General features: G+C 29.8%; 22 protein-coding genes and 3 tRNA genes. 20 read left to right on the forward strand and 5 right to left on the reverse strand.

Features of this window, described 5'->3' with window-relative positions; translation table 11 throughout:
• Window positions 1-327: 327 nt before the first annotated feature.
• A complete protein-coding gene (locus tag ACH2BC_RS03405) occupies window positions 328-927 on the reverse strand; it encodes a ribonuclease HII (protein ID WP_395052583.1) in 600 nt (199 codons plus the stop codon).
• A gap of 199 nt (window positions 928-1,126) precedes the next feature.
• Between ACH2BC_RS03405 and ACH2BC_RS03410 the strand changes: the two genes are divergently transcribed.
• The 11 genes from ACH2BC_RS03410 to ACH2BC_RS03460 all read left to right on the forward strand — a co-directional run bounded on the left by ACH2BC_RS03410 (window position 1,127) and on the right by ACH2BC_RS03460 (window position 14,759).
• The gene (locus tag ACH2BC_RS03410) at window positions 1,127-4,315 is read left to right on the forward strand and encodes a SusC/RagA family TonB-linked outer membrane protein (RefSeq protein WP_395052584.1); all 3,189 of its coding nucleotides are present in this window, start codon (window positions 1,127-1,129) and stop codon (window positions 4,313-4,315) included.
• Window positions 4,316-4,328: 13 nt separating this feature from the next.
• Complete coding sequence (locus ACH2BC_RS03415; RefSeq protein ID WP_395052585.1) at window positions 4,329-5,996, forward strand: SusD/RagB family nutrient-binding outer membrane lipoprotein; 1,668 nt, start codon at window positions 4,329-4,331, stop codon at window positions 5,994-5,996.
• A gap of 150 nt (window positions 5,997-6,146) precedes the next feature.
• Window positions 6,147-8,069 carry a putative porin gene (locus tag ACH2BC_RS03420; RefSeq protein WP_395052586.1) on the forward strand — a complete coding sequence of 641 codons (1,923 nt, stop codon included), beginning with the start codon at window positions 6,147-6,149 and terminating at the stop codon, window positions 8,067-8,069.
• Window positions 8,070-8,269: 200 nt separating this feature from the next.
• Window positions 8,270-9,631, forward strand: a complete 1,362-nt coding sequence (locus tag ACH2BC_RS03425) for a pyridoxal-phosphate dependent enzyme (protein WP_395052587.1) — start codon at window positions 8,270-8,272, stop codon at window positions 9,629-9,631.
• A gap of 145 nt (window positions 9,632-9,776) precedes the next feature.
• Window positions 9,777-10,352, forward strand: coding sequence for a zeta toxin family protein (locus ACH2BC_RS03430; protein ID WP_395052588.1), 576 nt, complete (start codon window positions 9,777-9,779; stop codon window positions 10,350-10,352).
• 1 nt (window position 10,353) lies between these two features.
• Window positions 10,354-10,524, forward strand: coding sequence for a hypothetical protein (locus ACH2BC_RS03435; RefSeq protein ID WP_395052589.1), 171 nt, complete (start codon window positions 10,354-10,356; stop codon window positions 10,522-10,524).
• Window positions 10,525-10,591: 67 nt separating this feature from the next.
• Entirely contained in the window at window positions 10,592-11,080 is a 489-nt protein-coding gene (locus ACH2BC_RS03440; protein WP_395052590.1) for an exonuclease domain-containing protein, read from the forward strand.
• Window positions 11,081-11,113: 33 nt separating this feature from the next.
• Entirely contained in the window at window positions 11,114-12,385 is a 1,272-nt protein-coding gene (locus ACH2BC_RS03445) for a DUF2851 family protein (protein ID WP_395052591.1), read from the forward strand.
• 44 nt (window positions 12,386-12,429) lie between these two features.
• On the forward strand, window positions 12,430-12,657 hold the full coding sequence (locus tag ACH2BC_RS03450; RefSeq protein ID WP_395052592.1) for a PspC domain-containing protein: 228 nt from the start codon (window positions 12,430-12,432) through the stop codon (window positions 12,655-12,657).
• A gap of 17 nt (window positions 12,658-12,674) precedes the next feature.
• Window positions 12,675-13,559, forward strand: a complete 885-nt coding sequence (locus ACH2BC_RS03455; protein ID WP_395052593.1) for a helix-hairpin-helix domain-containing protein — start codon at window positions 12,675-12,677, stop codon at window positions 13,557-13,559.
• A 30-nt stretch (window positions 13,560-13,589) separates the two neighbouring features.
• A complete protein-coding gene (locus tag ACH2BC_RS03460) occupies window positions 13,590-14,759 on the forward strand; it encodes an acyl-CoA dehydrogenase family protein (protein WP_395052594.1) in 1,170 nt (389 codons plus the stop codon).
• Between the two features lie 86 nt (window positions 14,760-14,845).
• Here the strand turns inward: ACH2BC_RS03460 and ACH2BC_RS03465 are convergent, their stop codons facing one another.
• The 4 genes from ACH2BC_RS03465 to ACH2BC_RS03480 all read right to left on the reverse strand — a co-directional run bounded on the left by ACH2BC_RS03465 (window position 14,846) and on the right by ACH2BC_RS03480 (window position 21,422).
• Complete coding sequence (locus tag ACH2BC_RS03465) at window positions 14,846-16,567, reverse strand: choice-of-anchor tandem repeat GloVer-containing protein (protein ID WP_395052595.1); 1,722 nt, start codon at window positions 16,565-16,567, stop codon at window positions 14,846-14,848.
• Window positions 16,568-16,587: 20 nt separating this feature from the next.
• Window positions 16,588-18,312: a T9SS type A sorting domain-containing protein gene (locus ACH2BC_RS03470; protein WP_395052596.1), complete on the reverse strand. Its 1,725-nt coding sequence runs from the start codon at window positions 18,310-18,312 to the stop codon at window positions 16,588-16,590.
• Between the two features lie 86 nt (window positions 18,313-18,398).
• Window positions 18,399-20,945 (reverse strand): T9SS type A sorting domain-containing protein, encoded by a 2,547-nt coding sequence (locus ACH2BC_RS03475; RefSeq protein WP_395052597.1) that lies wholly within the window; start codon window positions 20,943-20,945, stop codon window positions 18,399-18,401.
• 306 nt (window positions 20,946-21,251) lie between these two features.
• A complete protein-coding gene (locus ACH2BC_RS03480) occupies window positions 21,252-21,422 on the reverse strand; it encodes a hypothetical protein (protein WP_395052598.1) in 171 nt (56 codons plus the stop codon).
• A gap of 483 nt (window positions 21,423-21,905) precedes the next feature.
• Here ACH2BC_RS03480 and ACH2BC_RS03485 point away from each other — a divergent pair, with 483 nt between their 5' ends.
• The 9 genes from ACH2BC_RS03485 to ACH2BC_RS03525 form a co-directional block, all read left to right on the forward strand.
• Complete coding sequence (locus tag ACH2BC_RS03485; RefSeq protein WP_395052599.1) at window positions 21,906-23,423, forward strand: sensor histidine kinase; 1,518 nt, start codon at window positions 21,906-21,908, stop codon at window positions 23,421-23,423.
• Window positions 23,416-24,030, forward strand: coding sequence for a response regulator (locus tag ACH2BC_RS03490; protein WP_395052600.1), 615 nt, complete (start codon window positions 23,416-23,418; stop codon window positions 24,028-24,030). Before ACH2BC_RS03485 ends, ACH2BC_RS03490 begins: the two co-directional genes overlap by 8 nt.
• Window positions 24,031-24,103: 73 nt before the next feature.
• On the forward strand, window positions 24,104-24,298 hold the full coding sequence (gene rpsU / locus ACH2BC_RS03495; protein ID WP_395052601.1) for a 30S ribosomal protein S21: 195 nt from the start codon (window positions 24,104-24,106) through the stop codon (window positions 24,296-24,298).
• A gap of 131 nt (window positions 24,299-24,429) precedes the next feature.
• Window positions 24,430-25,320 (forward strand): tyrosine-type recombinase/integrase, encoded by an 891-nt coding sequence (locus tag ACH2BC_RS03500; protein ID WP_395052602.1) that lies wholly within the window; start codon window positions 24,430-24,432, stop codon window positions 25,318-25,320.
• Between the two features lie 33 nt (window positions 25,321-25,353).
• Complete coding sequence (gene hpf / locus ACH2BC_RS03505; RefSeq protein ID WP_395052603.1) at window positions 25,354-25,656, forward strand: ribosome hibernation-promoting factor, HPF/YfiA family; 303 nt, start codon at window positions 25,354-25,356, stop codon at window positions 25,654-25,656.
• Between the two features lie 91 nt (window positions 25,657-25,747).
• A tRNA-Thr gene (locus ACH2BC_RS03510) sits at window positions 25,748-25,824 on the forward strand.
• 29 nt (window positions 25,825-25,853) lie between these two features.
• Window positions 25,854-25,934, forward strand: a tRNA-Tyr gene (locus ACH2BC_RS03515).
• 82 nt (window positions 25,935-26,016) lie between these two features.
• Window positions 26,017-26,088, forward strand: a tRNA-Thr gene (locus ACH2BC_RS03520).
• Window positions 26,089-26,149: 61 nt separating this feature from the next.
• Window positions 26,150-26,869, forward strand: a 720-nt coding sequence (locus ACH2BC_RS03525) for a GTP-binding protein (RefSeq protein ID WP_395052604.1), incomplete at its 3' end; no start/stop codon positions are given.

The raw sequence follows: 26,869 nt of genomic DNA on the forward strand, positions 1-26,869 counted from the left end.
AAAAATCAATTTCAAAAATCAATTTCAAAAATCAATTTCAAAAATCAATTTCAAAAATCAATTTCAAAAATCAATTTCAAAAATCAATTTCAAATCTTACACAATCTGTCATCCTGAGCGCAGTCGAAGGAACACAAAACAAGTTTCTTTTAAATTCACACTAAATTATCAAATTTAATGCATTTATACAACAATTAAATTTAACCTCAATATTATAATTCAATTTTCCATCTTCCATCTACAATCTACAATCTTCCATCTACAATCTTCCATCTTTCAACTTCCATCTTTCAACTTCCATCTTCTAACTCCCATTCTTCCAACTCATTAAAAGTCCAACTTAATTTGCTCCGGCAACAATTTAAAACTCATTCTATGGTATTTAGTTGTTCCATATTTTCTGATTGCTTCGCGATGCTCTAGCGTTGGATAGCCTTTATTTTGTTTCCAGTTATACATTGGAAATTCCTCATGAATTTTATTCATATATTCATCACGATATGTTTTTGCTAAAACAGATGCTGCTGCAATACTCATAAACTTAGAATCTCCTTTAACAATAGTAGAATAAGGAATATCATTAATAGGTTTAAAACGATTTCCATCTACAATAATATATAAAGGTGTAGGATTTAACTTTAATACACATTCTTGCATCGCTTTTATCGAAGCATTTAAAATATTTATTTTGTCAATAATAATAGGTTCAATATGCGTAACAGAAAAAGAAATAACTTTTTCTTCTATAATTGGTTTTAAATAATCTCTAACTTTTTCAGATAATTGTTTGGAGTCATTTAATTTTGGTAACTCAAAATTTCCGGGCAAAATTACTGCACTTGCTGTAACAGGTCCAGCTAAACAACCTCTTCCAGCTTCATCAGTACCACATTCTAGTTTATAATCTGAAAATCTTAAACTTAACATAAAATTAATTTTGATAAAAATACATATTTTAACGCAACCTTTTGCATTATTCTGCATCTATAGTATGCGTTGCAACCACAATGTTAGGAATACGCTTTAAAAGTTTAACAAAAATAAATTATAATATTCCGAAGTATTATTTGTTTATTTAAGAAATTATTAAGAAGTTTGCGGAATAACTAACTCAAATAAATTAAATATGAGATCGAAGTTCAAATGGATTTACACACTATTAGTAGTGTTTACAATGCAGTTTTCGTTTGCACAAGAGAAAACTGTAAGTGGTATCGTTTCAGACGCAACTGGCCCAATTCCTGGCGCTAATGTTATTGTTAAGGGAACAAATCGTGGTACACAAACCGATGTAGATGGAAAGTATTCTATCAAAGCTAGTCAAGGAGAGACATTAGTGTTCTCTTATTTGGGTAATGCTGATCAGACAAAACAAGTTGGAGCTGGAAATAGCTACAACGTTAAATTAGTTTCAAGCACAGTAGAGCTTGGTGAAGTTTTAATTACTGGAGCAATGGGTATTAAGCGAACTAGAAATGCTGTTGTCGCAGCTCAAAAACAAATTGGAAACGCTGAATTAACTCAAGCTGCTAATCCAAACGCTATTCAATCTTTAGCAGGAAAAGTTTCTGGTTTACAAATTTCAACTGTTAGTAACGGAGTAAATGCAGATACAAGAATTTTGTTGAGAGGTAATAGATCTATCAGTGGAGACAATCAAGCTTTAGTTGTTATAGATAATGTTATTTCTTCTGCAAATATTTTGTCACAATTACCACCAGACATAATTGAGAATGTTAACGTTATAAAAGGTGCTCAAGGTGCAGCGTTATATGGTTCACAAGGTGTAAATGGTGTTATAATTGTAACAACTAAAAGAGGTTCGAAAAATGAAAAATTTACTTTTGGGTTTAATTCCTCTGTAGATTTTGAGTCAGTAAATTTTGTTCCTGAAAGACAAGAAGAATATGGTCAAGGTTGGGCAGCAGATCCTGGATTTGATGATCCGAGTATACCTGGTGTTCTATCAACATTTGTTCCTTGGGAAAATGGATCTTGGGGTCCAGCTTTTAATACTCCTGGTTTTCCAAAGGTAGTGCCAGTTGGTTTGCCTCAATCAGATGGTAATTTCTTATTTACTGAGTGGAAACCTATTAAAGATAACATTAAACAATTTTTTCAAAATGGAACATTGTTTCAAAATGGGTTTAACTTTAATGTAGGAGGTACAGATTCTTATGCTTTTCTGTCTGTTAACAGACTAAATACAGACTTTGTAGTGAAAAATGACCAACTAGTTAGAAATTCATTTTTATTCAAAGCTGGTAAAAAAGTTGGTAAATTTGGAATTGACGGAACTATAAATTACATCACACAAAAAAGCTCTCAAACAGATAGTGATTTATTTGATGATTTAATTCAAACAGCTTCTAATGTTCCTGTTTCAAGATTTGATAATGGTAATTCACAGAACGAGAACCACTGGACCGTTTATGCACAATCTCCTTTCTGGATTTCTAAAGCTTATCGTTTTGATAATAAGTCAGATGTTTTTAATGGTATAGCCGCTTTAAGTTATGAATTTAATAAACATTTTAGCGTAAATTATACTGCAAATGTTCAAGTTTCTAGCGCTAACGCTCAATCTCATAGAGATGCTTTTACTAGAATTACAGATGAATTTAGTATTGCTCCTTACGAATATTACGGAGCAACAACTGAGACTTATGAAGCTCTTGGTGGTTCTGCATCTGCATCAAATTATTTTGCTAATCAATCATCAACCAGAAATATTTATGGAGATTTGATTTTCAACTTTGATTATGATTTAACTAGTAAATTAAGATTAAAATTAAATGTTGGTAACAGCATACAAGACAGATTATTTAGAATTACATCTCAAGGTGGAAATAATCTTGATGTGCCTGGATTTTATCATATAACTAATGTATTAAACCCCACAAATCCAGCATTGTTAAACAATAATTTAATAAGAACTAGACTTGTTGCAGGTTTTGCTAATCTTGATTTGTCGTATAAAAACTATTTATATTTAAATGCTACTGCAAGAGTTGAACAAAGATCAACTGTAAAAAAACCTTATCCTTATCCTTCTGTTGGTGTTTCATTTATTCCAACGAATGCTTTTGCTAGTTTAAAAGACAGTAAAGTTTTAAATTATGCTAAATTGAATGCTTCTTACACTTCTGTAGGAAACGTTTCTTCTGTTGGTTCATACACTACAAATGTTTTAACAAGAATACCTTCAGGATTCCCTTTTAATGATTTATCTGCATATCAATATGACGCAAACCCAACGGATCCTTTTGTAGTACCTGAGTTTGTTAATACACTTGAAGTTGGTGGTCAATTAGGGTTTTTTAAAGACAGAATAACTTTAGAAGGTTCGTATTATGTTGCGAAAACTAAAGACTTAATTTCTAATGCTACTGCATCTTCTGGTTCTGGTAATGGTACATTTTTCACAAATATTGGAGACTTAGAAAATAAAGGTTTCGAAATTGATTTGGGATTAACACCAATAAAAACTGAAAGCTTTAGATGGGATATGAGAGCTAGTTACAGTACTTTTAAAACTAAAATAACTGCTTTAAGAGGTGGTGCTACAAGTATTAACCTACAATCTAATACACAAGTTGGTGTTTTTGCTGAAATTGGGGAAGAATTTCCTTTAATTAAAGGTACTGCTTTTGTAAGAGATGCAAATGGTAATGTTGTTATAAATGCAAATGGATTACCACAAACAACTTCAACTTTTGAAAAATTAGGTAAAGGTGTTCCAGATTATATAATAGGTTTTACAAATTCATTTGAATTTAAAGGATTTAAATTTACTGCTGTAGCAGATTTAAGAATGGGTGCTTCTGCTTATTCATTTGCTAAAAACTTATTATTGTTTACTGGAGGTGATTTAGATACAGTTGGATTTGATAGAACACAAGGTTATGTCATTCCAGGAGTTACAACTACTGGTGCTGTTAATACAACTACAGCTTTTACTCCTGATACCGTTGGTGTTTTAAATTATTTTACAACAACTGGTAGAGCTATTGCTGAGTCAAGTGTAATTGATGCTTCGGCTTTAAAAATTAGAGAATTATCATTAAGCTACGGATTGCCTAAAAAGATGATTGAAAAAACTGGATTAGAATCTTTTAGAATTGGTGTTAATGCAAGAAATCCTTTTGTTTTCTTAGCTGACGGAAAATTACTAAAAGCTAAAAATGGTGTTGAAAATAGAGGTTATGCAGATCCTGAAGCTTCTAACACAACAGGTAATGCACAAGGTATTATCAATATTGGTCAATATCCTACAACTAGAACTTTAGGTTTTACCGTAAATTTAACTTTTTAAAAGAAAAAATAATATGAAAAAATTAAAACTTTTAGTACCAATATTAGCTTTCGCTTTTTATTCGTGCGATCAGTATTTGGATATCAATAAAAGTCCAAATCAGTTAGAGTTTGACAAAGCTCTACCAAAAAATTTATTACCTGGGGCTCAAGTTTCTACTTACAGAGTTCAAGTAGGTACAATGAACCAACTAGGAAATGTATTCATGAATTCATGGACTAGAAATGTACAGTCTTTTGGGAATGGATATGATAGAGAATTACAATTAAATCTAGATAATGCTTTTTATTCTAATATTTGGAATGGTTTGTTCTTAAATTTAAAAAACTATCAAGCAATTATTGACTTCTCAAATCCTGAAGGTAAATATGACTATTCTGTTGCAGCAGCTAAAATCTGTAAAGCTTTTTACATGCAATATATAGTTGATTTATATGGTAATGCACCATATACAAATGCTTGGCAAGGAAATGATAATTTGACACCAACCTACGATGATGACTATGCTATTTATCAAGATTTATTTCAAAATCTTGAAGAAGCTAGAGATTTAATTGCAGCTGCAGATCCTGCTGTAGTTGAAGATATTTCAGGTTTTGATGTTATGTTACAAGGAGATATGGACAGATGGTTAGAATTTGCAAATACTGTTCAATTAAGATTGTGTTTAAGAATGTCAGAAGTAACTGGTGCCAAAGCAACTTTTAGAGATCAACAACTTGCTGAAATTTCTGGTGGGCCATTTTTAACTGATAACGTTTCTATTAATCCTGGTTTTAGTGGAGCAACTAATGCTAATATTACTCCAATGGCTAGTACTTATTTTTATGATTCTGGTTCTAACAATATACAAAACAGAACTTTTATTGCTATGACTGGTCACGCTTGGAAGTCAATGCAAAGTTATGCTTCAACTAATTATCCAGCAGCTGGTTCTCAAGAAATTGTACCTGGTTCTGGTGTGAATTATGTGAATTTAACAGATCCACGTTCTACTAGGCTTTTTACTGGAGGAATCCAAGGTAATGCTGTCGGTCCAAGACGAGCTGTTAATCAAGGTTCAAGTCTTGTTGATGTAGGTGGTCCAACTACAACACTTCCTGGTCCACCATCACGTTTGGGCGCTCAAGGCAATATTAATCCTTATGATCAAGCACAAATCTTCGCTGGAGTTAATGACGGAACTCCTGATGATTTTTTTACAGTTGATGGATTTATAATGACTTTTTCTGAATCTTGCTTCCTGAGAGCAGAAGCAGCAGTAAGATATCCTTCATTGTTTTCTGATGCACAAAATCTATTTAATCAAGGAGTTACTGACAATTTTTTAATGAGAAATGCTCTTATAGGTACATATTTAACAACAGTAAACGCAAGTAGACCAAATTTTGGTTTTACAGCATCAACTACAACCGCTCAAAAATTACATGCTATTTTGTATCAAAAGTGGATTGCTTTGATGGGTTTTAATGGTATTGAATCCTATATAGATTATACAAGAACTGGTTATCCATTAACTCCTCTTTCATCTATAGCTATTCAAACTAGAAAACCTTACAGATTAATATATCCTACATCAGAGTATATTGCAAACACAGCTAATGTTCCTAACATGACCGCTGCAGATGCTTTTGCTGTTAATGCTTTAACACCTTTCTGGGTTGCTGGAGCTCCAAATTAATTATTTGTTTATAAATTACCAAAACCGTTCGCTAACACGAACGGTTTTTTTTTGCTTTTTTTTAAGTTGCTTTTATATACCTTTGTGCAATAACATTAAAACATAAAAATGCGTTCTCTTCTTATATTCTTTTTATTTACATTTTTTTCAATGGCTCAAGTTAAACCTAAAACAGAAGAACGTAAAAGTTTAATTAAAACATCAGAGCAAAGAGCTAAAGAAGCTGCTAAAAAAGCACCAATAACTTCCTATAAAATTATTTCTATAGAAAAAGACACCATAATTTTAGATACCTCTTTATCTATAAAAAAAGAATATGAATACAATTATTTAAGAAAAGACATTTTCGGACTTTTACCTTTTCCCAATGAAGGTCAAACGTACAATACATTAGATTTTGGTTATAATAAATTTTCTACCTATCCAGAAATGGGTTTTCGTGCAAAACATTTTAACTTTCAAGAAGCTAAAAAAATCAAATATTACTCTGTCGCAACACCAATAACAGAATTGTATTTTAAAACCGTAATGGAACAAGGTCAGAATGTAGATGCTTTAATTACTTTAAATACATCAGAAAGATTAAACTTTTCTATTTCTTTTAAAGGTCTTCGTTCTTTAGGAAAATATATTAATCAGTTATCAAGCACAGGAAATTTTAGATTTACCACAAGTTATAACACACTCAATAAAAAATATAATTTAAATTTTCATTACACTGGTCAAGATCTCTCTAATGGAGAAAATGGTGGAATAACAGCCATTGAAGATTTTGAGGGTGAAGATAATTCATTTGATAATAGAGCTCGTCTTCAAGTTTATTTAAACAATGCTAAATCATTTTTAAAAGGCAAGCGTTTTTTTGTGGATCATAATTATAGAATAAATTCAAAAGACAGCGAGAATAACATACTAGTAAAACATCAATTTAATTTCGAACACAAGTTTTTCGAGTACAATCAAGCTACTATTCAATCAACTATTGGAACAGGTTCTACAGAATTAAAAGTAAATAGATTTGGACCATCAATAGTAAATTCTAATATAAATGATCAAGTTAGATACTCAAAATTGTATAACAAAGTTGCTGCTGTTTATGAAAATAAATCAGTAGGACAGTTTGAATTTTTTTTAGAAAACTTTAATTATCATTATTATTACAACACTCAAAAAACAATAAATAATCCAGAAGACTTAACAATAACAACCTATCCAACTTTTCTACAAAATACAATAAATTCAATCGGAGGTCAATACAATTACAATAAAAATAAATGGAAAGGAACAGTTTTATATTCCAACTCTATATCTGTAGTGCCTTTAAGAAATTTTGATGCAAAAGTTAACTATCAATTTAACGATAAAAATCAAGTTACTTTTCAATATCAAAATATAAGTAAAACTCCAAATCACAATTTTAATTTAAACAACAGCAGTTACGTATATTACAATTGGAGAAATTATTTTAAAAACGAAAATATAAATAATATCACTATTGATGCACAATCTCAATGGGTAAATGTTACTTTCCAACTAACAAATCTAGAAGATTATCTTTATTTTAATAACGAACCTTCTGCTTTAAATGTTCAAAAAGTTGCTCCAAAACAATACTCCAATGCAATAAACTACTTATCTGTAAAAATCAATAAAGAATTTAAATACAGTAATTTTGCTCTAGATAATACCTTTTTGTATCAAAAAGTAGATCAACAAGACAAAATTTTAAACGTTCCAGACATAACTTTAAGAACTACGTTATACTATACCAATTATCTTTTCAAAAAAGCAATGTATCTTCAAACAGGTTTTACCGCCAATTATTTCACTAAATATTACGCCAACGATTACAATCCAATATTAGGTGAGTTTTTCGTTCAAAACAATAAAGAAATCGGCAATTTTCCACTCATAGATTTTTTCATAAACGCTCGAGTTCGTCAAACACGTATATTTTTCAAAGCAGAGCATTTCAATTCTGCTTTTACAGGAAACAATTTTTATGCAGCGCCAAATACGCCATACAGAGATTTTCTAATTCGCTTCGGACTGGTTTGGACTTTTTTTCAGTAACAATTGGCTTGCGCTTTTTCAACAAGCCATATTCCTGCTGTCCATTCCAATCTTTTTTTAATTGCCTTGGGTTTTAACCCAAGGCAATTAAAAAAAGGATTTCCATTACCATCAGGGTTAAAAGACCTATCATTTGCATTAAATTCATGCTTTGCTAAAACATTATTTTGCAGTACATTTGCAATCACAAAAAACAATAAATGAACTATTCAGAAAATATATTAGGAACTATAGGTAACACACCATTAGTAAAACTAAATAAAGTTGTTGAAGGTATTGATGCATTGGTACTTGCCAAAGTAGAAACTTTTAATCCAGGAAATTCTACCAAAGACAGAATGGCATTAAAAATGGTAGAAGATGCCGAAGCCGATGGAAGATTAAAACCAGGAGGAACAATAATAGAAGGAACATCAGGAAATACCGGAATGGGTTTAGCACTTGCAGCAATTGTAAAAGGATACAAATGTATTTTTGTAATTACAGACAAGCAATCCAAAGAAAAAATGGACATTCTTCGTGCCGTTGGAGCCAAAGTAATCGTTTGTCCAACAGATGTAGAACCAACAGACCCAAGATCATATTACTCAGTTTCTAAACGACTTGGAGACGAAACTGCCAATTCTTGGTACGTAAATCAATACGATAATCCAAGTAATGCGCAAGCGCATTACGAACAAACTGGTCCAGAAATTTGGGAACAAACAGACGGAAAAATAACCCATTTTGTAGTAGGAGTAGGAACTGGTGGAACAATATCTGGAATAGGTAAGTATTTGAAAGAAAAAAATCCAAACATAAAAATTTGGGGAATTGATACTTATGGTTCAGTTTTTAAAAAATACCACGAAACAGGAATTTTCGACGAAAACGAAATTTATTCCTACATAACAGAAGGAATTGGAGAAGACATACTTCCTAAAAACGTAGATTTTTCTTTAATTGACGGTTTTACAAAAGTAACCGACAAAGATGCAGCAGTTTACACACGTAAAATTGCACTAGAAGAAGGAATATTTGTTGGAAACTCTGCTGGTTCTTGCGTAAAAGGTTTGCATCAACTAAAAGAACATTTCACTAAAGATGACGTTGTTGTAGTCTTGTTTCACGATTCTGGAAGTCGTTATGTTGGTAAAATGTTCAACGACGATTGGATGCGTGAAAGAGGATTTCTAGACGAAGAAGTAACCAAAGTTGAAGACGTAATCAAAGATCATATAGATAAATCGTTAGTAATTGTTAGAACAGAAGAGTTGGTTTCTCATGCAATAGAAAGAATGAGAAAATTTAAAATTTCTCAAATTCCTGTAATAGATATTTCTGGATTTGTTGGTTCAGTAGACGAAACAGATTTATTTCAAAGTTACGTTTCAGATAAAAATGTAGCAGATAAACCTATAAAAGAAGTAATGGGAAAACCCTATCCAATTGTAAAATTAGGAACACCAATAGAAGAAGTTTCCAAACTTTTTACTAAAGAAAACCAAGCAGTTCTAGTAGATTTAGAAAACGGAAAACATCACATTATTACAAAATATGATATTATTGGTTCAATAAAATAAGTTTATTTTTTAAATTTTTTTAATTGATATTAAAAATTTCAAATTTTAAATATACTGTTATCCTGAGAAGTTTATGCTGAGCGTAGTCGAAGCAAAGTCGAAGGAACATAATAAACTTTGCGCCATAGTGACTTAGCGGCAAAACATGAAAGAAAAAAACATTTATATAATTGCAGGTTGCAATGGCGCAGGAAAAACAACTGCATCATTGACTATTTTACCTGAAATTTTAGAATGTAAAGAATTTGTAAATGCCGATAATATTGCCTTTGGTTTATCGCCGTTTCAACCAGAAAAAGTATCTTTTGAAGCCGGAAGAATCATGCTAGAACGAATAGATTCATTATTAAAATTAAATCAAAATTTTGCTTTCGAAACTACATTATCAACCAAATCATATAAAAATAGACTTTTAAAAGCCAAAGAAGAAGGATACAAAATTAAGTTGCTATTTTTTTGGCTTCCAACGGTAGAAATGGCAATAAATAGAGTCGCAATAAGAGTTTCAGAAGGTGGACACAACATTCCAACAGAAATTATTAAAAGAAGATATTCTCGCGGAATTGAAAACCTATTTAAAATTTATATACCTTTGTGTAACGAATGGGCAGTTTTTGACAATTCTGATGAGTTGCCTCAGTTATTTGCACAAGGTTCCAAATTAAATACTATTGTAATTAATAATGAAGTTTGGAATAGATTTAAATCTAATTTAATTTAAAATGAAAATTACTAAAGAAAATAATTCCAGTTTTATAAATAAAGTAATCAAAGGATTAAAATTATCTTCAGAAAGAATGATTCAATCTAAAATTGAAAAGAATCAATCTGTAGTAATTATGCGAGAAGGTAAAATAATAACTATTAAAGCTTCTGAATTGCACAAACTGTAATTATAATTTTCAAAAACATAGTTAACCTACAATGAAAATTGTGGGTTTTTTTAATCAAAAATAAACAATGACTTTTACAGCTATAGATTTTGAAACCGCAACTGGACATCCAGAAAGTGCTTGCGCTGTTGGAATTGTAACAGTAGAAAACGGAATCATAACCGAAGAATATTACACATTAATTCAACCACCAAACAACGAATATTGGTACAGAAACATTATGGTTCATAATATAAAACCAATAGAAACATTAAACGAAAAAACATTCGATTCGCTTTTTCCAGAAATCCATAAACGATTATTTAGACGTAAAATTGTAGCACACAACGAAGCATTTGACAGAAGAGTTTTAACAAAAACCATGAAGTATTACGGTTTGTATTATGACGAATTAGAACTTGCCGATATGTGGGAATGTACCTGTAAAATCTACAGAAAAAAAGGATACAAGCCAGCAAATCTCTCTAATTGTGCTAATTTAAACAACATTCAACTCAACCATCACGAAGCATTATCAGATGCAAGAGCTTGCGCCAAATTGTATTTGTTAAGATAATTTACTACATTCGTCTTCAATTCTGTTTTATAAATGAAAGAAGATTTTCTACATTACGTTTGGAACTATAAAAAGTTTGATTTTTCAAATTTAAAAACTACCCAAAACGAAAATCTAACAATAATAAATTCAGGATTTTATTCACAACTTGCTGGTCCAGATTTTTTCAATGCTCAAATTAGTATCGACAATCAAAAATGGGCAGGAAATATAGAAATTCACATAAAATCTTCCGATTGGTATGTTCACAATCACGAAAAAGATCAAAATTATGACAGCGTAATTCTTCACGTTGTTTGGGAACACGACACGCCAATTTTTAGAAAAGACAATTCCGAAATTCCAGTTCTAGAAATTAAAAATTATATTTCTAAAGAAGAATTAAATAACTACCAATCACTTATAACTCCAAAAAGCTGGATATTCTGCGAAAAACAATTACATAATGTAGATGATTTTGTAATTAAAAGTTGGCAAGAACGATTGTTTTTTGAACGATTAGAACGAAAATCGCAACCCATTCAAGACTTACTCAAAGAAACAGAAAACGATTGGGAAGCAGTTTTATTTATTATGCTCGCTAAAAATTTTGGGCTTAATACTAATGGTGAAACATTTTTTAAAATTGCAAAATCAATTACGTTTTCATTAATTAGAAAAGAAGCGTTAGAAGTTTTGTATCTAGAAGCATTACTTTTTGGTCAAGCCGATATGATTCCAATCAATGCAGAAGATAATTATTCTAAAGAATTAAAATCTTGGTACAATTATATTGCATTAAAATATAAAATTATAAAACCAACCATAAACGAGGTTCAGTTTTTTAAACATCGACCAGATAATTTTCCAACCATACGATTATCGCAATTGGCAATGTTATATCATTTGCAAAGAAATTTATTTTCTAAAATTATTGAAGCCAAAACCAGTCAAGAGTTGTATCATATTTTTAATTTATCTGTTAGTGATTATTGGAAGACACACTATAATTTTGATAAAGAAAGTCCTAAAAAAAACAAATCACTTACCAATTCGTTTATAAATTTGTTAATAATAAATACAATTATTCCAATTCAATTTGCTTATTCTAAAAGTATTGCAAAAGAAAATTCAGAAAAAATAATCGAATTTTTAACTACAATTCCATCAGAAAAAAATTCAATTCTAGACAAGTTTTCAAGTTTCGGTTTAAAGTCTAAAAATGCATTTGAAGCACAATCGTTATTGCAATTAAAAAACGAGTATTGCAACAATAAAAAATGTTTGCAATGTGCAATTGGTATTGATTTACTAAAATCTAAATAAATTTCAAATTTTAATTGTACATTTATTTTTTTAATTAATAAAAAATGCGTCCAGTAATCCGTTTAAAATATTTTTTTGAAAAACATGGTTTTCACGTATCATCTCGCTTGGCAGATAGTTTGGGAATGCGAGCCAACAGCGTAAGAATATTTTTTATCTATATTTCGTTCGTAACCGCCGGATTATGGTTTGGTGTATATTTAACGCTAGCTTTTTGGATGCGATTAAAAGATTTAATTCGCGCCAAACGTACTTCGGTTTTTGATTTGTAAACTATTTAAACTACTTAATGGAAGAAAATAATAATCCTTTTAAAACGCTACTTCATTTTTCGAAAGATCAAAAGAAAGGAATACTTGTATTATTAACTATTATCATTGCTTTGCAATTGGTTTATTATTTCACAGATTTTTCAATTTCTACCAAACAATCTAAAGAAGAGCAAGAATGGTTGTCATTGCAATCGGCTATAGATACTTTAAAAAATGAAAAGAAAAATTCTAGTTATACAATGTATCCTTTCAATCCCAATTTCATAACCGATTTTAAAGGATATAAATTAGGTATGAAAGTAGAAGAAATAGACAGATTATTGGCATTTAGAAAACTTGGAAAATTTGCAAATTCAGCCAAAGAATTTCAACAAGTTACTAAAATTTCCGATTCGCTTTTAAATGCAATCGCTCCTTATTTTAAATTTCCAGATTGGGTAAATTACCCAAAGAAAGAAAATAATTACAAATCCAACTGGAAAGAATATCCTAAAAAAGAAGCGTTAAAAGTTTTAGATATTAATCAAGCTACTAAAGAAGATTTAATGAAAATTACTGGAATTGGTGATGCAATTAGCGATAGAATATTAATTCAAAAAGACCTTTATGGCGGATTTGTATCTATGGAACAAATGAATGATATTTGGGGATTATCTCCAGAAGTACTATTAAATTTGAATAAATACTTTACCATTTCTGTACTTCCTAATCTAAAGAAGATTGATATAAATAACGCATCTATAAAAGAACTTGGACAATTTCCCTATTTTAGATTTCCTATTTCTAAAAACATTGTAACCTATAGAAGCATGAATGGCGATATTAAAATTGAGGATTTAGCAAATATTAAAGCTTTTCCTGTTGATAAAGTCAAAATAATTGCCTTATATTTACAATTCTAAAAAATAGAGTATAAATTAAGCGTTTATTATATGAATTCAGCATATTTTACAGAAGAACACGAATTGTTTAGAAAAAGTCTACAAGATTTTTTGCAAAAAGAAGTTGTACCTCACATTGAAAAGTGGGAAAAAACAGGTTCAATAGAACGTTTTATTTGGAAAAAATTTGGCGATATGGGATTTTTTGGAATCTCGTATCCAGAAGCTTATGGCGGATTAAATTTAGATTTATTTTATACAGTAGTATTTTTAGAAGAACTTCAAAAAATTAAATCTGGTGGTTTTGCAGCAGCAATTTGGGCTCATTCCTATTTAGCAATGACACACTTAAATGCCGAAGGCGATGAACGAATTAAGCAAGATTATTTAGCGCCAAGTATTTTTGGAGATAAAATAGGAGCAATGTGCATTACAGAACCTTTTGGCGGAAGCGATGTTGCAGGTATGCGAACTACTGCTATAAAAAAAGGAAATAAATATATAATTAACGGCTCTAAAACATTTATTACAAATGGTGTCTATGCCGATTATTATATTCTTGCGGCAAAAACAAGTCCAGACAAAGGAAATAAAGGAATAAGTATCTTCTTGATGGATACTAATTTAAAAGGAGTTTCTGCAACAAAACTTGATAAGTTAGGTTGGAGAGCATCAGATACAGCAGAAATTGCATTTGATAATGTAGAAATACCAGAAGAAAATTTAATGGGTGAAGAAGGAAAAGGTTTTCCTTATATTATGCAACATTTTGCTCTAGAGCGATTAATAATGGCAATAAATGCACACGCAAGTGCAGAATATGCTTTAGATTATACAATTGATTATATGTCTCAACGTGAAGCATTTGGGACTACAATTAATAAATTTCAAGCGCTAAGACACACTTTAGTAGACCACGCCACAGAAGTTGAGCATTGCAAAATATTTAATTATGCAGCAATTGCAAGGTTAGACAAAGGCGAATACGTAGTTAAAGAAGCCACAATGGCAAAATTAAAATCAACAAAAGTAGCCGACGAAGCAATTTATAATTGCCTACAAATGCTTGGAGGTTATGGTTATATGGAAGAATATCCATTGGCACGATTGTTAAGAGACAGTCGTTTAGGTCCAATTGGCGGTGGAACCTCAGAAATTTTAAGAGAAATTCTATCAAAAATGATAATTGACAAACAAAATTATCAGCCAGCAGTTAAATAATTTGGGCTTTTTTATATAATTTAAATTTTCAAAAATAAATCAGATTCCAATTTATAAATTATTTTTAAATTGGAATTTTGAATATTTTACTCCTTCACAAACTTCCCATTCCAATCACCTTTATCAGTTTTTAATTGTAAAATATAAATACCTTTTTGTAAACTACTTACATCAATATTTTTAGCATTTTTTATATCACCGATAACTTTTTGCCCAAGTATATTGGCAATAGTTATTTCTTTAATTTCATAGATTTCATTTTCTGGTAAGTGAATTGAAATTGTATTTTTTGTTGGGTTTGGATAAAGTATGATTTCATTTTTATCATTTACAAAGGTTTCATTATCAAGACAATTTAAAGTAACATTTAAATTCATTGTTGTTGTTGTGCCACATTCATTAGTCATTGTGCAAGTGTAAATACCAGTATCTGATGCAATAAGATTATTTATAGTTAATATTCCTGTGGTTTGTAATGGTACAACAACGCCATCTTTTTTCCATACATAGCTTGTTGCATTTGTGTTTTGAATATTATAGGTAAAAGGAGTATTTACACAAGGAGAAAATGTATTGGGGATGAATTCTTGGTAGGATGGTTTGCGGCAGATTTCAATGAGATTTTCTGTTTTAGGTGAAGTACCCATTGAACATGTATTAGTTACTGGGTTATATTTAAATATTACTCCAAAATCATTACCTACAGTTCCAAAAAAATCTCCTGTTGACGATTTCATTAGCGAACTTGGATTTGCAATTAAATTACCTCCACAACCAAAGGTTTTTAAAACAGTTAAAGCATTAGTATTTGGATTAAATTCAAATAAAGTTCCTGAACCTTCTGTTGACGATGAAGTACAAGTACCATAACCCACACAAGCACCATAAAGATTACCATTTAATCCTTTTATTAACGGACTTGGGCGACTACCAGTTGTATCTTTATCAAAATCAAATTTTTTGGTGTAAGTATTAGTTAAAAAATTATATTCGAATATTACACCATAATTAGAAACAGCACTATTTGGTAATATGCCACCAACATCAGTAGTCCCAAATAATTTACCAGGACTTACCTCTACTAATTCTCCTGATGGTTTTGCGCCCAATGCCCAATTGCAACTTAAAGAATAATTTATATTTATAGTATTACTAGAAGGAACTATTTTTATAATTGAACCATTGTAAGGTAGATTTGATGAAGACGAATTAGGACAGGTTTCGAATGGCCTTATAACCGTACCATATAAGTTACCGTCAGATGCTTTCATTAATTCGCTATTAATTAAATAATTTAATCCACCATAAATTGTTGTTGCTTCAGTAATTAAATCATAAGTTATTAATCTATTAGCTGTTGCGCCATATAATTTATTAGGAATTGGTTCTATAAATCCAATTCGAGGACATCTAGGAAATATGCTAGAATCAAAATTATAAACTACTCTAAATTTATTTAAAATTGGGTCGTATTCATAAATAACTCCATAAGCATTTTCTACGAAATTTGGAATTATTGTTTCATTTATTCCGCCTTGAGTAGTAGAACCATATATTTTACCATTAGATGCCATAAACAGTCTTCCTTCTGGAAATAGCCCATGAATACCATCAAATTGATGCATTATTATTGGATTTTCTCCATTATTATCATACTTTATAATACTACCAAAATTTGCTGGAACAACTACATCATTTGCAACTGTATAACTTGGATATCCTTTATAAACACCCCAAAGTTCTTTTTGCGCATATAAACTTAATGTACAGAAGTGAGACACAAAAAAAAGTATGATTATTTTTTTCATAATTTTATTAAATTTATTAATTACTCCTTCACAAATTTCCCATTCCAATCACCATTGTTAGTTTTTAAAACCACAATATAAATTCCTTTTTGTAAAGAACTTACAGCAATGTTTTTGGGATTTTTTATATTATTTATTACATTTTGACCAAGTAAGTTTACAATATAAATATCTTGAACTTCGTAGTTGCCACTTTCTGGTAAATGAATTGAAATTGTGTTTTTTGTTGGATTTGGGTAAAGTGAAATAGTATTTTTATCTGCAACAACTTCTGGAACATCAAGGCAATTTACTGTTATATTCAAGTTCATGGTGGTTGTTTCGCCACATTCGTTAGTCATGGTACAAGTATAAATACCTGTATCTGATGGTATAAGATTATTTATATTTAAAATTCCTGTTGTTTGTAATGGTACAATAATACCATCTTTTTTCCATACATAAGTTGTGGCGTTGGTGTTGTTAATGTTGTAGGTAAATGGTGTGTTTACACAAGGATTATAATTGTTGGGAATGAATTCTTGATAGGATGGTTTTCGGCAGATTTCTATTGGTTCAAGAGTATCATCTCCATATGTTACAGGAATTTTTTGTGAAATTGTATTTGTTGATAAATCGTATTTATAAATACCACCTCTGCATTGTCCATAAATATTACCATCTGAACCTTTAATCTGAATACCACTGTAATAATACATGAAAATTCCAGAATTTATATCATTTACATAAATAACAGAAAGTAAATTTGTTATTAAATCATATTCAAAAATAGATCCTGTGTAATTTGGATATAATTGAGAAGGATTACTATATAAGGCGCCATACAATTTATTGTTTCCACCGTTAATCAAAGAGCTTGGAGTACCACCAATTCCAAAATAATCAAAATCATATTTTTTAGACACACTATTCGTATTGATTATATATTCACAAAGTGTACCGCAACCGTCTAAATTTGATGGATATGTATGAACACCTCCATTTAATGTTGTAAAATATAATTTTCCAGGAAATCCTTCGGCTATTTTTGTATTATAACTAGGTACACCTAAACCTAAATATCCTCCAGTATAATTTAAAATATACATTAAATTGAGCTGATTATTCAATGGATTAAATTTAAAAATTCCACCACCAGGATAACTTCCGTTTGCTGTATATGCTTTTTCTGTAAGGAAATATAAATTGCCATCCGAAGCTTTAGTTAACTCACCTTGAATAGAACTTCCTTGACTTCCAACAGGAATTGTTGCTACAATGCTAAAACTATTAGTTGCAATCGTATATTTAAAAATGGACCTTCCTCTATTGGTTACACCATAAATAAAACCTGGTAATAGTTCAATTACCCCAAATCTTGGTTCTAATAAGTTATTAGCAAGAACACTATATTTATTTAATAAAAGATCGTATTCAAATAAAACTCCTAAAGTTTCTATGTATGGTTGGACAGAAAAGTTGGTATAACCAGAGGTTATTCCATATACTTTTCCGTTTGCTGCTTGAAGCAATCTTCCTAATGGAAATTTCCCTTGTAGTCCTGTTACATCGAATGTGTGCACAACTGTTGGCGTTGATGATCCACCTTCAAGAGGAACTTTAATAATTTGCCCATCATTACTATTTGCATTTGGTACTTCTGGATTTACATAATTATAATTAACTTTGTAACACCAAATTTCCTTTTGACAGTAAGCAGAAAATGATATAGATATAATTATAATCGAAACTGTAATTTTTTTCATAATAAAAAATTTAAATTAAAGTTACATAAAAATAAGAAAGTTTTGACTGTTAAAGCCAAAACTTTCTATAATTTTAAAGTATTAAATTATTTAATAATAATTTGACGGATCTCTTGTTTACCGTCAATTAGTAAATTAATAAAATAAATTCCTTGAATTAAACGTTCATTTTGAATTTTATTTTCTCCTTTAATTAAATTATATTTACTTATTTCCTTTCCTGAAATATCAGTTAAAATAGCAGTAGCTGAATCTATGAAATTATCAACTTTAATACAAAAATTACCATTATTAGGATTTGGAGATATCGTAATACCATCAATTATATTTTTCACATTTGTATTTACTTGTCTTGATGTACCGTGTGTTCCTCTTGCTGCACTAATTATAGTCGGACATGCACCTGGTGGAGTTACAATACAATAAACTTGCGGATTTGCTAATAGTGTATTACCGTACAAAGTCATTTGATTTCCACTAGGACTAAATGAAACATTTGGATTAGTACCAGGAGATGGTATAATTGTTAATGCACTAATTGTTGTAAAAATTGCAGGACCACTGTACCATTGGTAACTTGTAGACAATGGTTGTGAGTTTACTCTATATACATCACTTCCACCAGAAGTAATATCATAACTAGGAAAACCTGCAGCCCAATTAGCAATACTACCGCCTACAACTAAACTTGTAAGTGTAGCAGTAGCTGTACCACAAGCAATTACGTTATTATGAACAACTGTTATACTGTAAGTTCCTGCTGCCAATGTTGATGGTATTGTTAATGATAAATTTGTACCACCAGTTATTACTCCACTTGACGTTATACCTACAGGATTACTCGTAACCGTGTAGTTTCCATAATTCTGAATATTTGTAACGTTTACATATGCTGTTGTAGCGCCTGCAATTAAACAACCAGTAGTATTAGTTGATGCAAAAACAGGAGTTACTGATGAATAATTTACATTGTAGGTTGCTGTAGCACTATTACAAGAAGCTCCTGTAGCACCATTTGCAATAACAGAAATAATTCCTGCAGCCGCAGTACCACCTGCTGTTACAGTTACAGTATTATTTGCTGATCCTGCAACAGTTATAACATTAGTTGCATTAGAGGTTACCCATCCAGTTGGAAAAGTCCAAGTATATCCAGAAGCTCCAGACGATACAGCACAAGTATAAGTTAACAATGGACCACCATTTCTAATCACACATTTTGGTGAAGCAGTATTAATTGTAGGTGCTGAAGTTCTAATATTGATAAGGATACTTGTTGAAGTTGTTGTACAAGTAGTTGCTGCTTTTGCTGTTGCGATTAAACTATATTGTCCAGCTACTGTGCCTGGTGTGACAGTACAAGTAGAACCACTACCAACACCATTAGCAACAGTTGGTCCTCCTACTACAACTGGCGAAATTGTCCAATTAGTTTGATTACTCAATGCGTTTTGCGGTAAAGAATAACTTGTAGCAGCATTTATACAAGTTACAGGTAAACCACTACCAACTGCTGTAATACCAAGCGCTGGAGCTAATGTTCTATTCATTATAAAATTAAAAACACTTGGAGTGCAACTGCCATTAGTTATTGTTAAAGTAAGCGTACTTGGGTTGTTGTCAAAATTATTTATTGTTAATATTGAACCTTGCGTACCAGATTGAGTTAAATTCCAAACTGCATTACTAGAAGTCCATAAATATGTGTAGCCAACAACTAAATTAATGGCAGGTATTGTAATTACATAATTTGTAGTTCCTGTTGCTATACAATTAGGTAAAGGACTTTGGTTTAAGATCGGTGACAAACCTGGCAGAATAGGCGCAGCTCCAATTGATTTAGTAACAAATGTTGTATGTGAAATTAAAGGTGGTGCTGTAGATATTGTTCCACTATCCCAAGGATTTGCTCTACCATAAAAACACGTTAAATCAAATTGAGCTACACTAGGACCTGTTTTAAAAGAAACAGAACTAAAATCTGCTGAATAATACAAATTTGTAACATTTAATGGTATTCCTTTCCAATAATACTGGTCAAATCCAAAATTATCACTTGCATTATCACTTGCAATTTGATCTACAGAAAAAGAATATTGAGTATTTGGTAATAAACAATCAGGACCTATAATTGGCGGTACATAACTTGAAACTGAATTAGCGTAAGTTTTATAAACATCAAAAAACATTGAACCACCACACGTGCCACTATAGCTCACCGTAACTCTACCTTTAGAACGAGCTAATGAAGCTGATGAAGGACTGGTTTGTTCTGCTAATCGTAAAGATTTATTATACGAATCTAACTTAACTTGTAAAAAAGCACCTGCAGAAGTGAATGGTGCGCCAGCATTTACAGTTGGACTAGATATTGATAAATCTCCAAGTAACGACCAGCCAGTTATTATTGTGCTACCTGGTACATAGGTAAATATACCACCAATAAAAGGATCTGGCATGGTTACAACACCACCATTACCCACTTTACTACCAAACCCAACTGATCCACCAATTCCTGGCACTACAACATTACAATTTGCAGGTACAACTACCACTTGCGCAAAACCAAAGCTTGCGCTCAATAACACAATTAAAAATAATTGTGTTTTAAAAAATCTATATAAAGTATTCATATTTATTGTTTTAACTTGTTGATTTTTTCTCATTTGATATAAGCAACTATAATTAAACAATTTTATCAAAATTTAGTTTTTATAAAACATTTTAAAAATAGTTAATTTTTATGAAATATAAATATTTTGAAAAATAATAATTTTGAGTTACACTATTATGAGCATTTTAAATTAAGTATTCTTTATTTTTATCGTGGAGGAGAAATAGAACAATCCCACGGTTATCCTCTTTTTTACTTTAAACCTAATACAGGTTATAATTTGACTTTTAGTTTTCATTTTTTAAAGTTTAAAAGGTTTCTAAACTTATATTAAATTTGATCTAAAAGAAATTTCACATATTCCTCTTAACGGACCACTATTTCCTTTAGGAGGAGTTGTATTGCCACCACCTATTGGTGTTGTTGAATTTTTTAAAGTTGACGACCAAGTAAAACATGAGCTTAATAACAGGGCAATAATTACTAATTTTTTCATAATAATAGGGTTTTAAATTTGTTACAAATTATTTTTATCAAATTTGTTATATATTTGAATACCAAACCATACCATGAATTGGGGATGTTTTCGTATGAAAAAAAATTGTATCTTAGCGGTATTTTTTATTTGTAATCTTATGTTTTCTCAACAAAAGCATAAGGAAATTATTGTAGATATTGAGCAATTTGCGGTTGAGTTAAACACTAATCCTAGTTTAGCTTTTAAGTATATTTCTAGAGCATGTAAAAACAGTATTTTAATTAAAAACGACTCGTTAATTGCTCGTTCCTATTGTAACTTGGGTTATTATTACTATACCCAAAACAATAGTATAGCATCTAAAAAAGAGTATCTTAAAGCCATCTCTTTTGCTAAAAAAATAAGTATAAAAAAGTACTGTGCTACAGTTATAATCAGCTAGGGATAATTGCATCTGAAGAAGATAAATTTGATAAGTCATTAGAGTGGTATTTAGCTGCAATGAGAATAGTAGATGCTGATGAACTATCAGCTATTAAATCTAAAGTATTGCTTAATTTAGGCAACCTTTATATTGTTCAAAAAGACACCGTAAAAGGATTGAAATATTATAATGATAATATTGAAAACGCTAAAAAATATTCGCTAAACACTGAATTATCAAAAGCATACATTAGTGTGGCAATATTATATGTTGCTACTAATAAACAAATAGCATCTCAGTACTATTTTAAAGCATTGGCAATTGTTAAAAAAAATAAAGACTTAGCAACAGAGTTTATTGTACATATTGGATTAAGTGAATTGTATTTAAGTGATAAAAAAAATATAAAATTAAAGGAATGTTTTTATCATTTACAAAAAGCTTCTGTAATACAACAATTAATTAAAGATGAATTGATGCTGTTTAATGTTAGTTTTAATTATGGTGGATATTATTTAAAAAAGAAGCAATACACTACTTCTTTACAATACTATTACAAGGCATTAGAAGTAACTAAAAAGAATATTACATCAGATCAAAAATTAAATTTATATGATGCAATTTCTAAATGTTACATCTATAATAATGATTATAAAAACGGATTATTATTTAAAGAAAAATTTAATTCATTAAAAGACAGTATTTTTAATGTCAATAAAATCAATACTTTTAATGAAATAGAAACAAAGTATAATGTTGACAATAAGAATTTAAAGATTAAATTGCTTACAAAAGATAAAGAACTTCAACAAAATACTAAAAGAACAATTATATTAGTAAGTTTGATTTTGCTAATTTTATCAATTACAATAGTCTTTTATTTGCGTCAAAGAATTAAAATTCAAAAAATTTTAAGTTTTAAAAGGCAAAAAATTTATAATCAAGAAATAGTTAGACTTGAACAAGAAAAAGAATTAAAAAGAATAAATGGAATTCTAGAAGGACAAGAATTAGAAAGAAAAAGATTGGCTATAGAAATTCATGATGGAATTGGAGGTACATTAGCAGGTATAAAATTACAACTATCTCAAGAAAACTCTTTAATTAAAAATAAAAAAATTGATGTTGTTATAAATAAAATGTCAATTGCTTTTAGTGAATTAAGAGCAATATCTCATAATTTAAATTACGATTATTTAAAAAATAAAAATTTAGAAATTTTAATTCATCAATTGGCAAAAGAGTATAATAATAGAAAACAATTTAAAGTTAATGTTTCAATATTTCCTGAAAATTCATTAGAATTATTATCAAATATAAGTAAACATACTATTTATAGAATAATTCAAGAATTATTAACCAATGTTTTTAAACATGCTAAAGCAAATCAAGTTACAATAAGTTTTACAAGTCATATAAACAATTTAAATATTATTTTTGAAGATGATGGTGTAGGTTTTAAAAAAAACAAAGTAGATGGAATGGGCATTAAAAATTGTAAGGAAAGAATTTTAAGTTTAAATGGTAAATTAATAATTGAAAGTAGTAAAGGTATAGGAACAACGTTAATCATGGATATTCCAACTAATGAATAAATTAGAAAATATATCAATTGTTGTAGTAGATGATCATCAAATGTTTCTTGATGGAATGATTTCTGTATTATCATCACAAGAAAATTTTACAATTTTATTTGCAGAAAAAAGCCCAGTAAATGCATTACTAAAACTAAAAAATTTAACTCCAGATATAATAATTACAGATATATCAATGCCAGAAATGAATGGAATTGAATTTATCAAAATTATTAATAACCAATATCCAAAAATTAAAATACTAGCAATAAGTATGTTTGATAATTTACAAAAAATTGAAGGAATTGATGGGTATTTATTAAAGGAAACAGATAAAGATATACTTGTAAAAGCAATAAATGAAATAGTTATTATTGGTAAGAGTTATTTTTTAAATGAAAAAAAACAAACCAATACCTTTGATTTTAAAAAATCTATTTTAACAAGTAGAGAAAAAGAAATCGTTATATTAATTGCTCAAGAAAAAACTACAGATGAAATTGCAATTAAATTATCAATAAGTAAAGCAACAATAGAAAGTCATAAAAAAAATATTTTTTTAAAGTTACAAGTAAAAAATAATATAGGATTAGTAAAAACAGCGATCTATTTAGGAGTAGTAAAATAATTTTAAAGTAAATGCAATTAATCCAAAATAAATACTATTTTTGCAACTTAATTTAAAGAAAGGAGGTCCAAAAATGTTAATTATACCAATTAAAGACGGAGAAAATATTGATAGAGCATTAAAGCGCTATAAAAGAAAATTTGATAAAACAGGAACTGTTCGTCAATTGAGAGCACGTCAAGCTTTCATCAAACCTTCTGTTACTAACAGAATGAAGATTCAAAAGGCAGCTTACATACAAAATATGAAAGACGGTTTGGAAAGTTAGTAATTAATTTTCTCTTAAAAATTATCGTTAGTAATTAAAGTTTTATAACTTTGTTACTAACGATTTTTTTTAATCTTTTTATTATAAGAAATAATATGATATTTTTTAAAATTAATTTTTACAATTCGTAAATGAATAATCTTCATTCTTTTCAAAACTACCTTCAAATCGAAAAGAATTATTCTTTACATACTGTTAGTGCATATATTAAAGACTTAGAATTTTTTCAAGAATTTGTAAATGTTAATTTTGATAAAGAAAAGTTAGAACAAGTGAACTACAGTATAATAAGAAGTTGGATAGTTCAATTAGTAGATCAAGGAATATCAAACGCATCAATAAATAGAAAAATTTCATCATTAAAATCTTTTTATAAATTTTTATTAAAAATTAAACAAATAGAATCTAGTCCTTTGCTTAAACATAAAGCATTAAAAACTTCAAAAATCCTTCAAATACCATTTTCAGAAAAAGAGTTAGACAAAGTGCTTAATAATATAGAATATAAAAAAGATTTTGAAGGAATTCGTGATAAACTAATAATAGATTTGTTTTACACAACAGGAATAAGAAGGACGGAATTAATAAATTTAAAAATTCACAACTTTAATTTATTAAATAATACTATCAAAGTATTAGGAAAAAGAAACAAAGAAAGAATAATTCCAATAGTATCAATTGTTTCTCAACAAGCTCATTTATATATTAAAGAAAGAAGTAAAATTGAAGTAAAAGACAGTGAATATTTTTTTTTAATGTTAAAAGGAGTTAAATTAAACGATTCATTTGTGTATCGTTTAATTAATTATTACTTTAGTAATGTTTCTGAGAAGGTAAAGAAAAGTCCTCATATATTGCGTCACACTTTTGCAACTCATATGTTAAATAATGGAGCCGATTTAAATTCTGTAAAAGAATTATTAGGACATTCAAGTTTAGCGTCCACTCAAATCTATACACATAGTAGTTTAGCAGAGTTAAAAAAAGTTTACGAAAATGCCCATCCAAGAAACCAAAATTAACTTTTTAAAGTATAACCTATAAAATTATTTATTATGAAGGTAAATGTTCACGCAGTTAACTTTACAGTTGACAAAAAACTCGTAGATTTTGTACAAGAACGAATGGATAAATTAGAAAAATATTATGATAAAATAGTATCTTCAGACGTTTTTTTAAAAGTAGAAAAGACAAGTGATAAAGAAAATAAAATTGTTGAGGTAAAAATTCACGTTCCTGGTGATGATTTTCTTGTTAAAAAACAATGTAAATCTTTTGAAGAAGCGGTAGAATTAGCAGCAGAATCTCTAGAAAGATTATTATTAAAAAGGAAAGAAAAACTAAGAACACATATTTAAGATAAAATATCTATAAAAATATTTTGATTAAAAAATAAAATGTCTACATTTGCAGTCCGTTAGAAATAGCGGACTTTTTTTATTGATAAATGCCAGCGTAGCTCAGTTGGCTAGAGCAGCTGATTTGTAATCAGCAGGTCGTGGGTTCGAGTCCCTCCGCCGGCTCCAATATTAAGTGGCATAAAATAAAAAAAGTTGGGGAGATACTCAAGCGGCCAACGAGGGCAGACTGTAAATCTGCTGTGTAAACTTCGCAGGTTCGAATCCTGCTCTCCCCACAAATTTACGATATCTGTCTAGATATTAGATTTGAATGTTTTCAAATATCGTATATAACACATCGTAAATCATAATTAGATTGCCGGTGTAGCTCAGGGGTAGAGTGCTTCCTTGGTAAGGAAGAGGTCACGGGTTCAATTCCCGTCATTGGCTCAAAAAAAATGAATATTTTGAACACTAATAAATATATAACTAAGATTAAAAATTAAGTAAAATGGCAAAAGAAACCTTTAACCGTAACAAACCACACTTAAACATTGGTACAATCGGTCACGTAGATCACGGTAAAACTACATTAACTGCGGCAATTACTAAAGTATTGTCTGATGCAGGTTACTGTCAAGCAAAATCATTTGATCAAATTGATAATGCACCAGAAGAAAAAGAAAGAGGTATTACAATTAATACTTCACACGTTGAATATGAAACTGCTAACCGTCATTACGCTCATGTTGACTGTCCAGGCCACGCCGATTACGTAAAAAACATGGTCACAGGTGCTGCTCAAATGGACGGTGCTATATTAGTTGTTGCAGCAACTGATGGGCCAATGCCACAAACTCGTGAGCACATTCTTTTAGGTCGCCAAGTTGGTATTCCTAGAATGGTTGTTTTTATGAATAAAGTTGACATGGTTGATGATGCTGAATTATTAGAGCTAGTTGAAATGGAAATTAGAGATTTATTATCTTTCTATGAATATGATGGCGATAATGGTCCTGTTGTTCAAGGTTCTGCATTAGGTGGATTAAATAATGATCCAGCTTGGGTTCCTAAAATTATTGAATTAATGGAAGCTGTGGATTCTTGGATTGAAGAACCAATTCGTGATACTGAAAAACCATTTTTAATGCCAGTTGAAGATTCATTTACAATTACTGGACGTGGAACTGTTGCTACTGGTCGTATCGAAACAGGTATTGCAAATACTGGA

This window comes from Flavobacterium sp. (genome assembly GCF_043760115.1).
In the GTDB taxonomy this organism is placed as follows: Bacteria; Bacteroidota; Bacteroidia; order Flavobacteriales; family Flavobacteriaceae; genus Flavobacterium.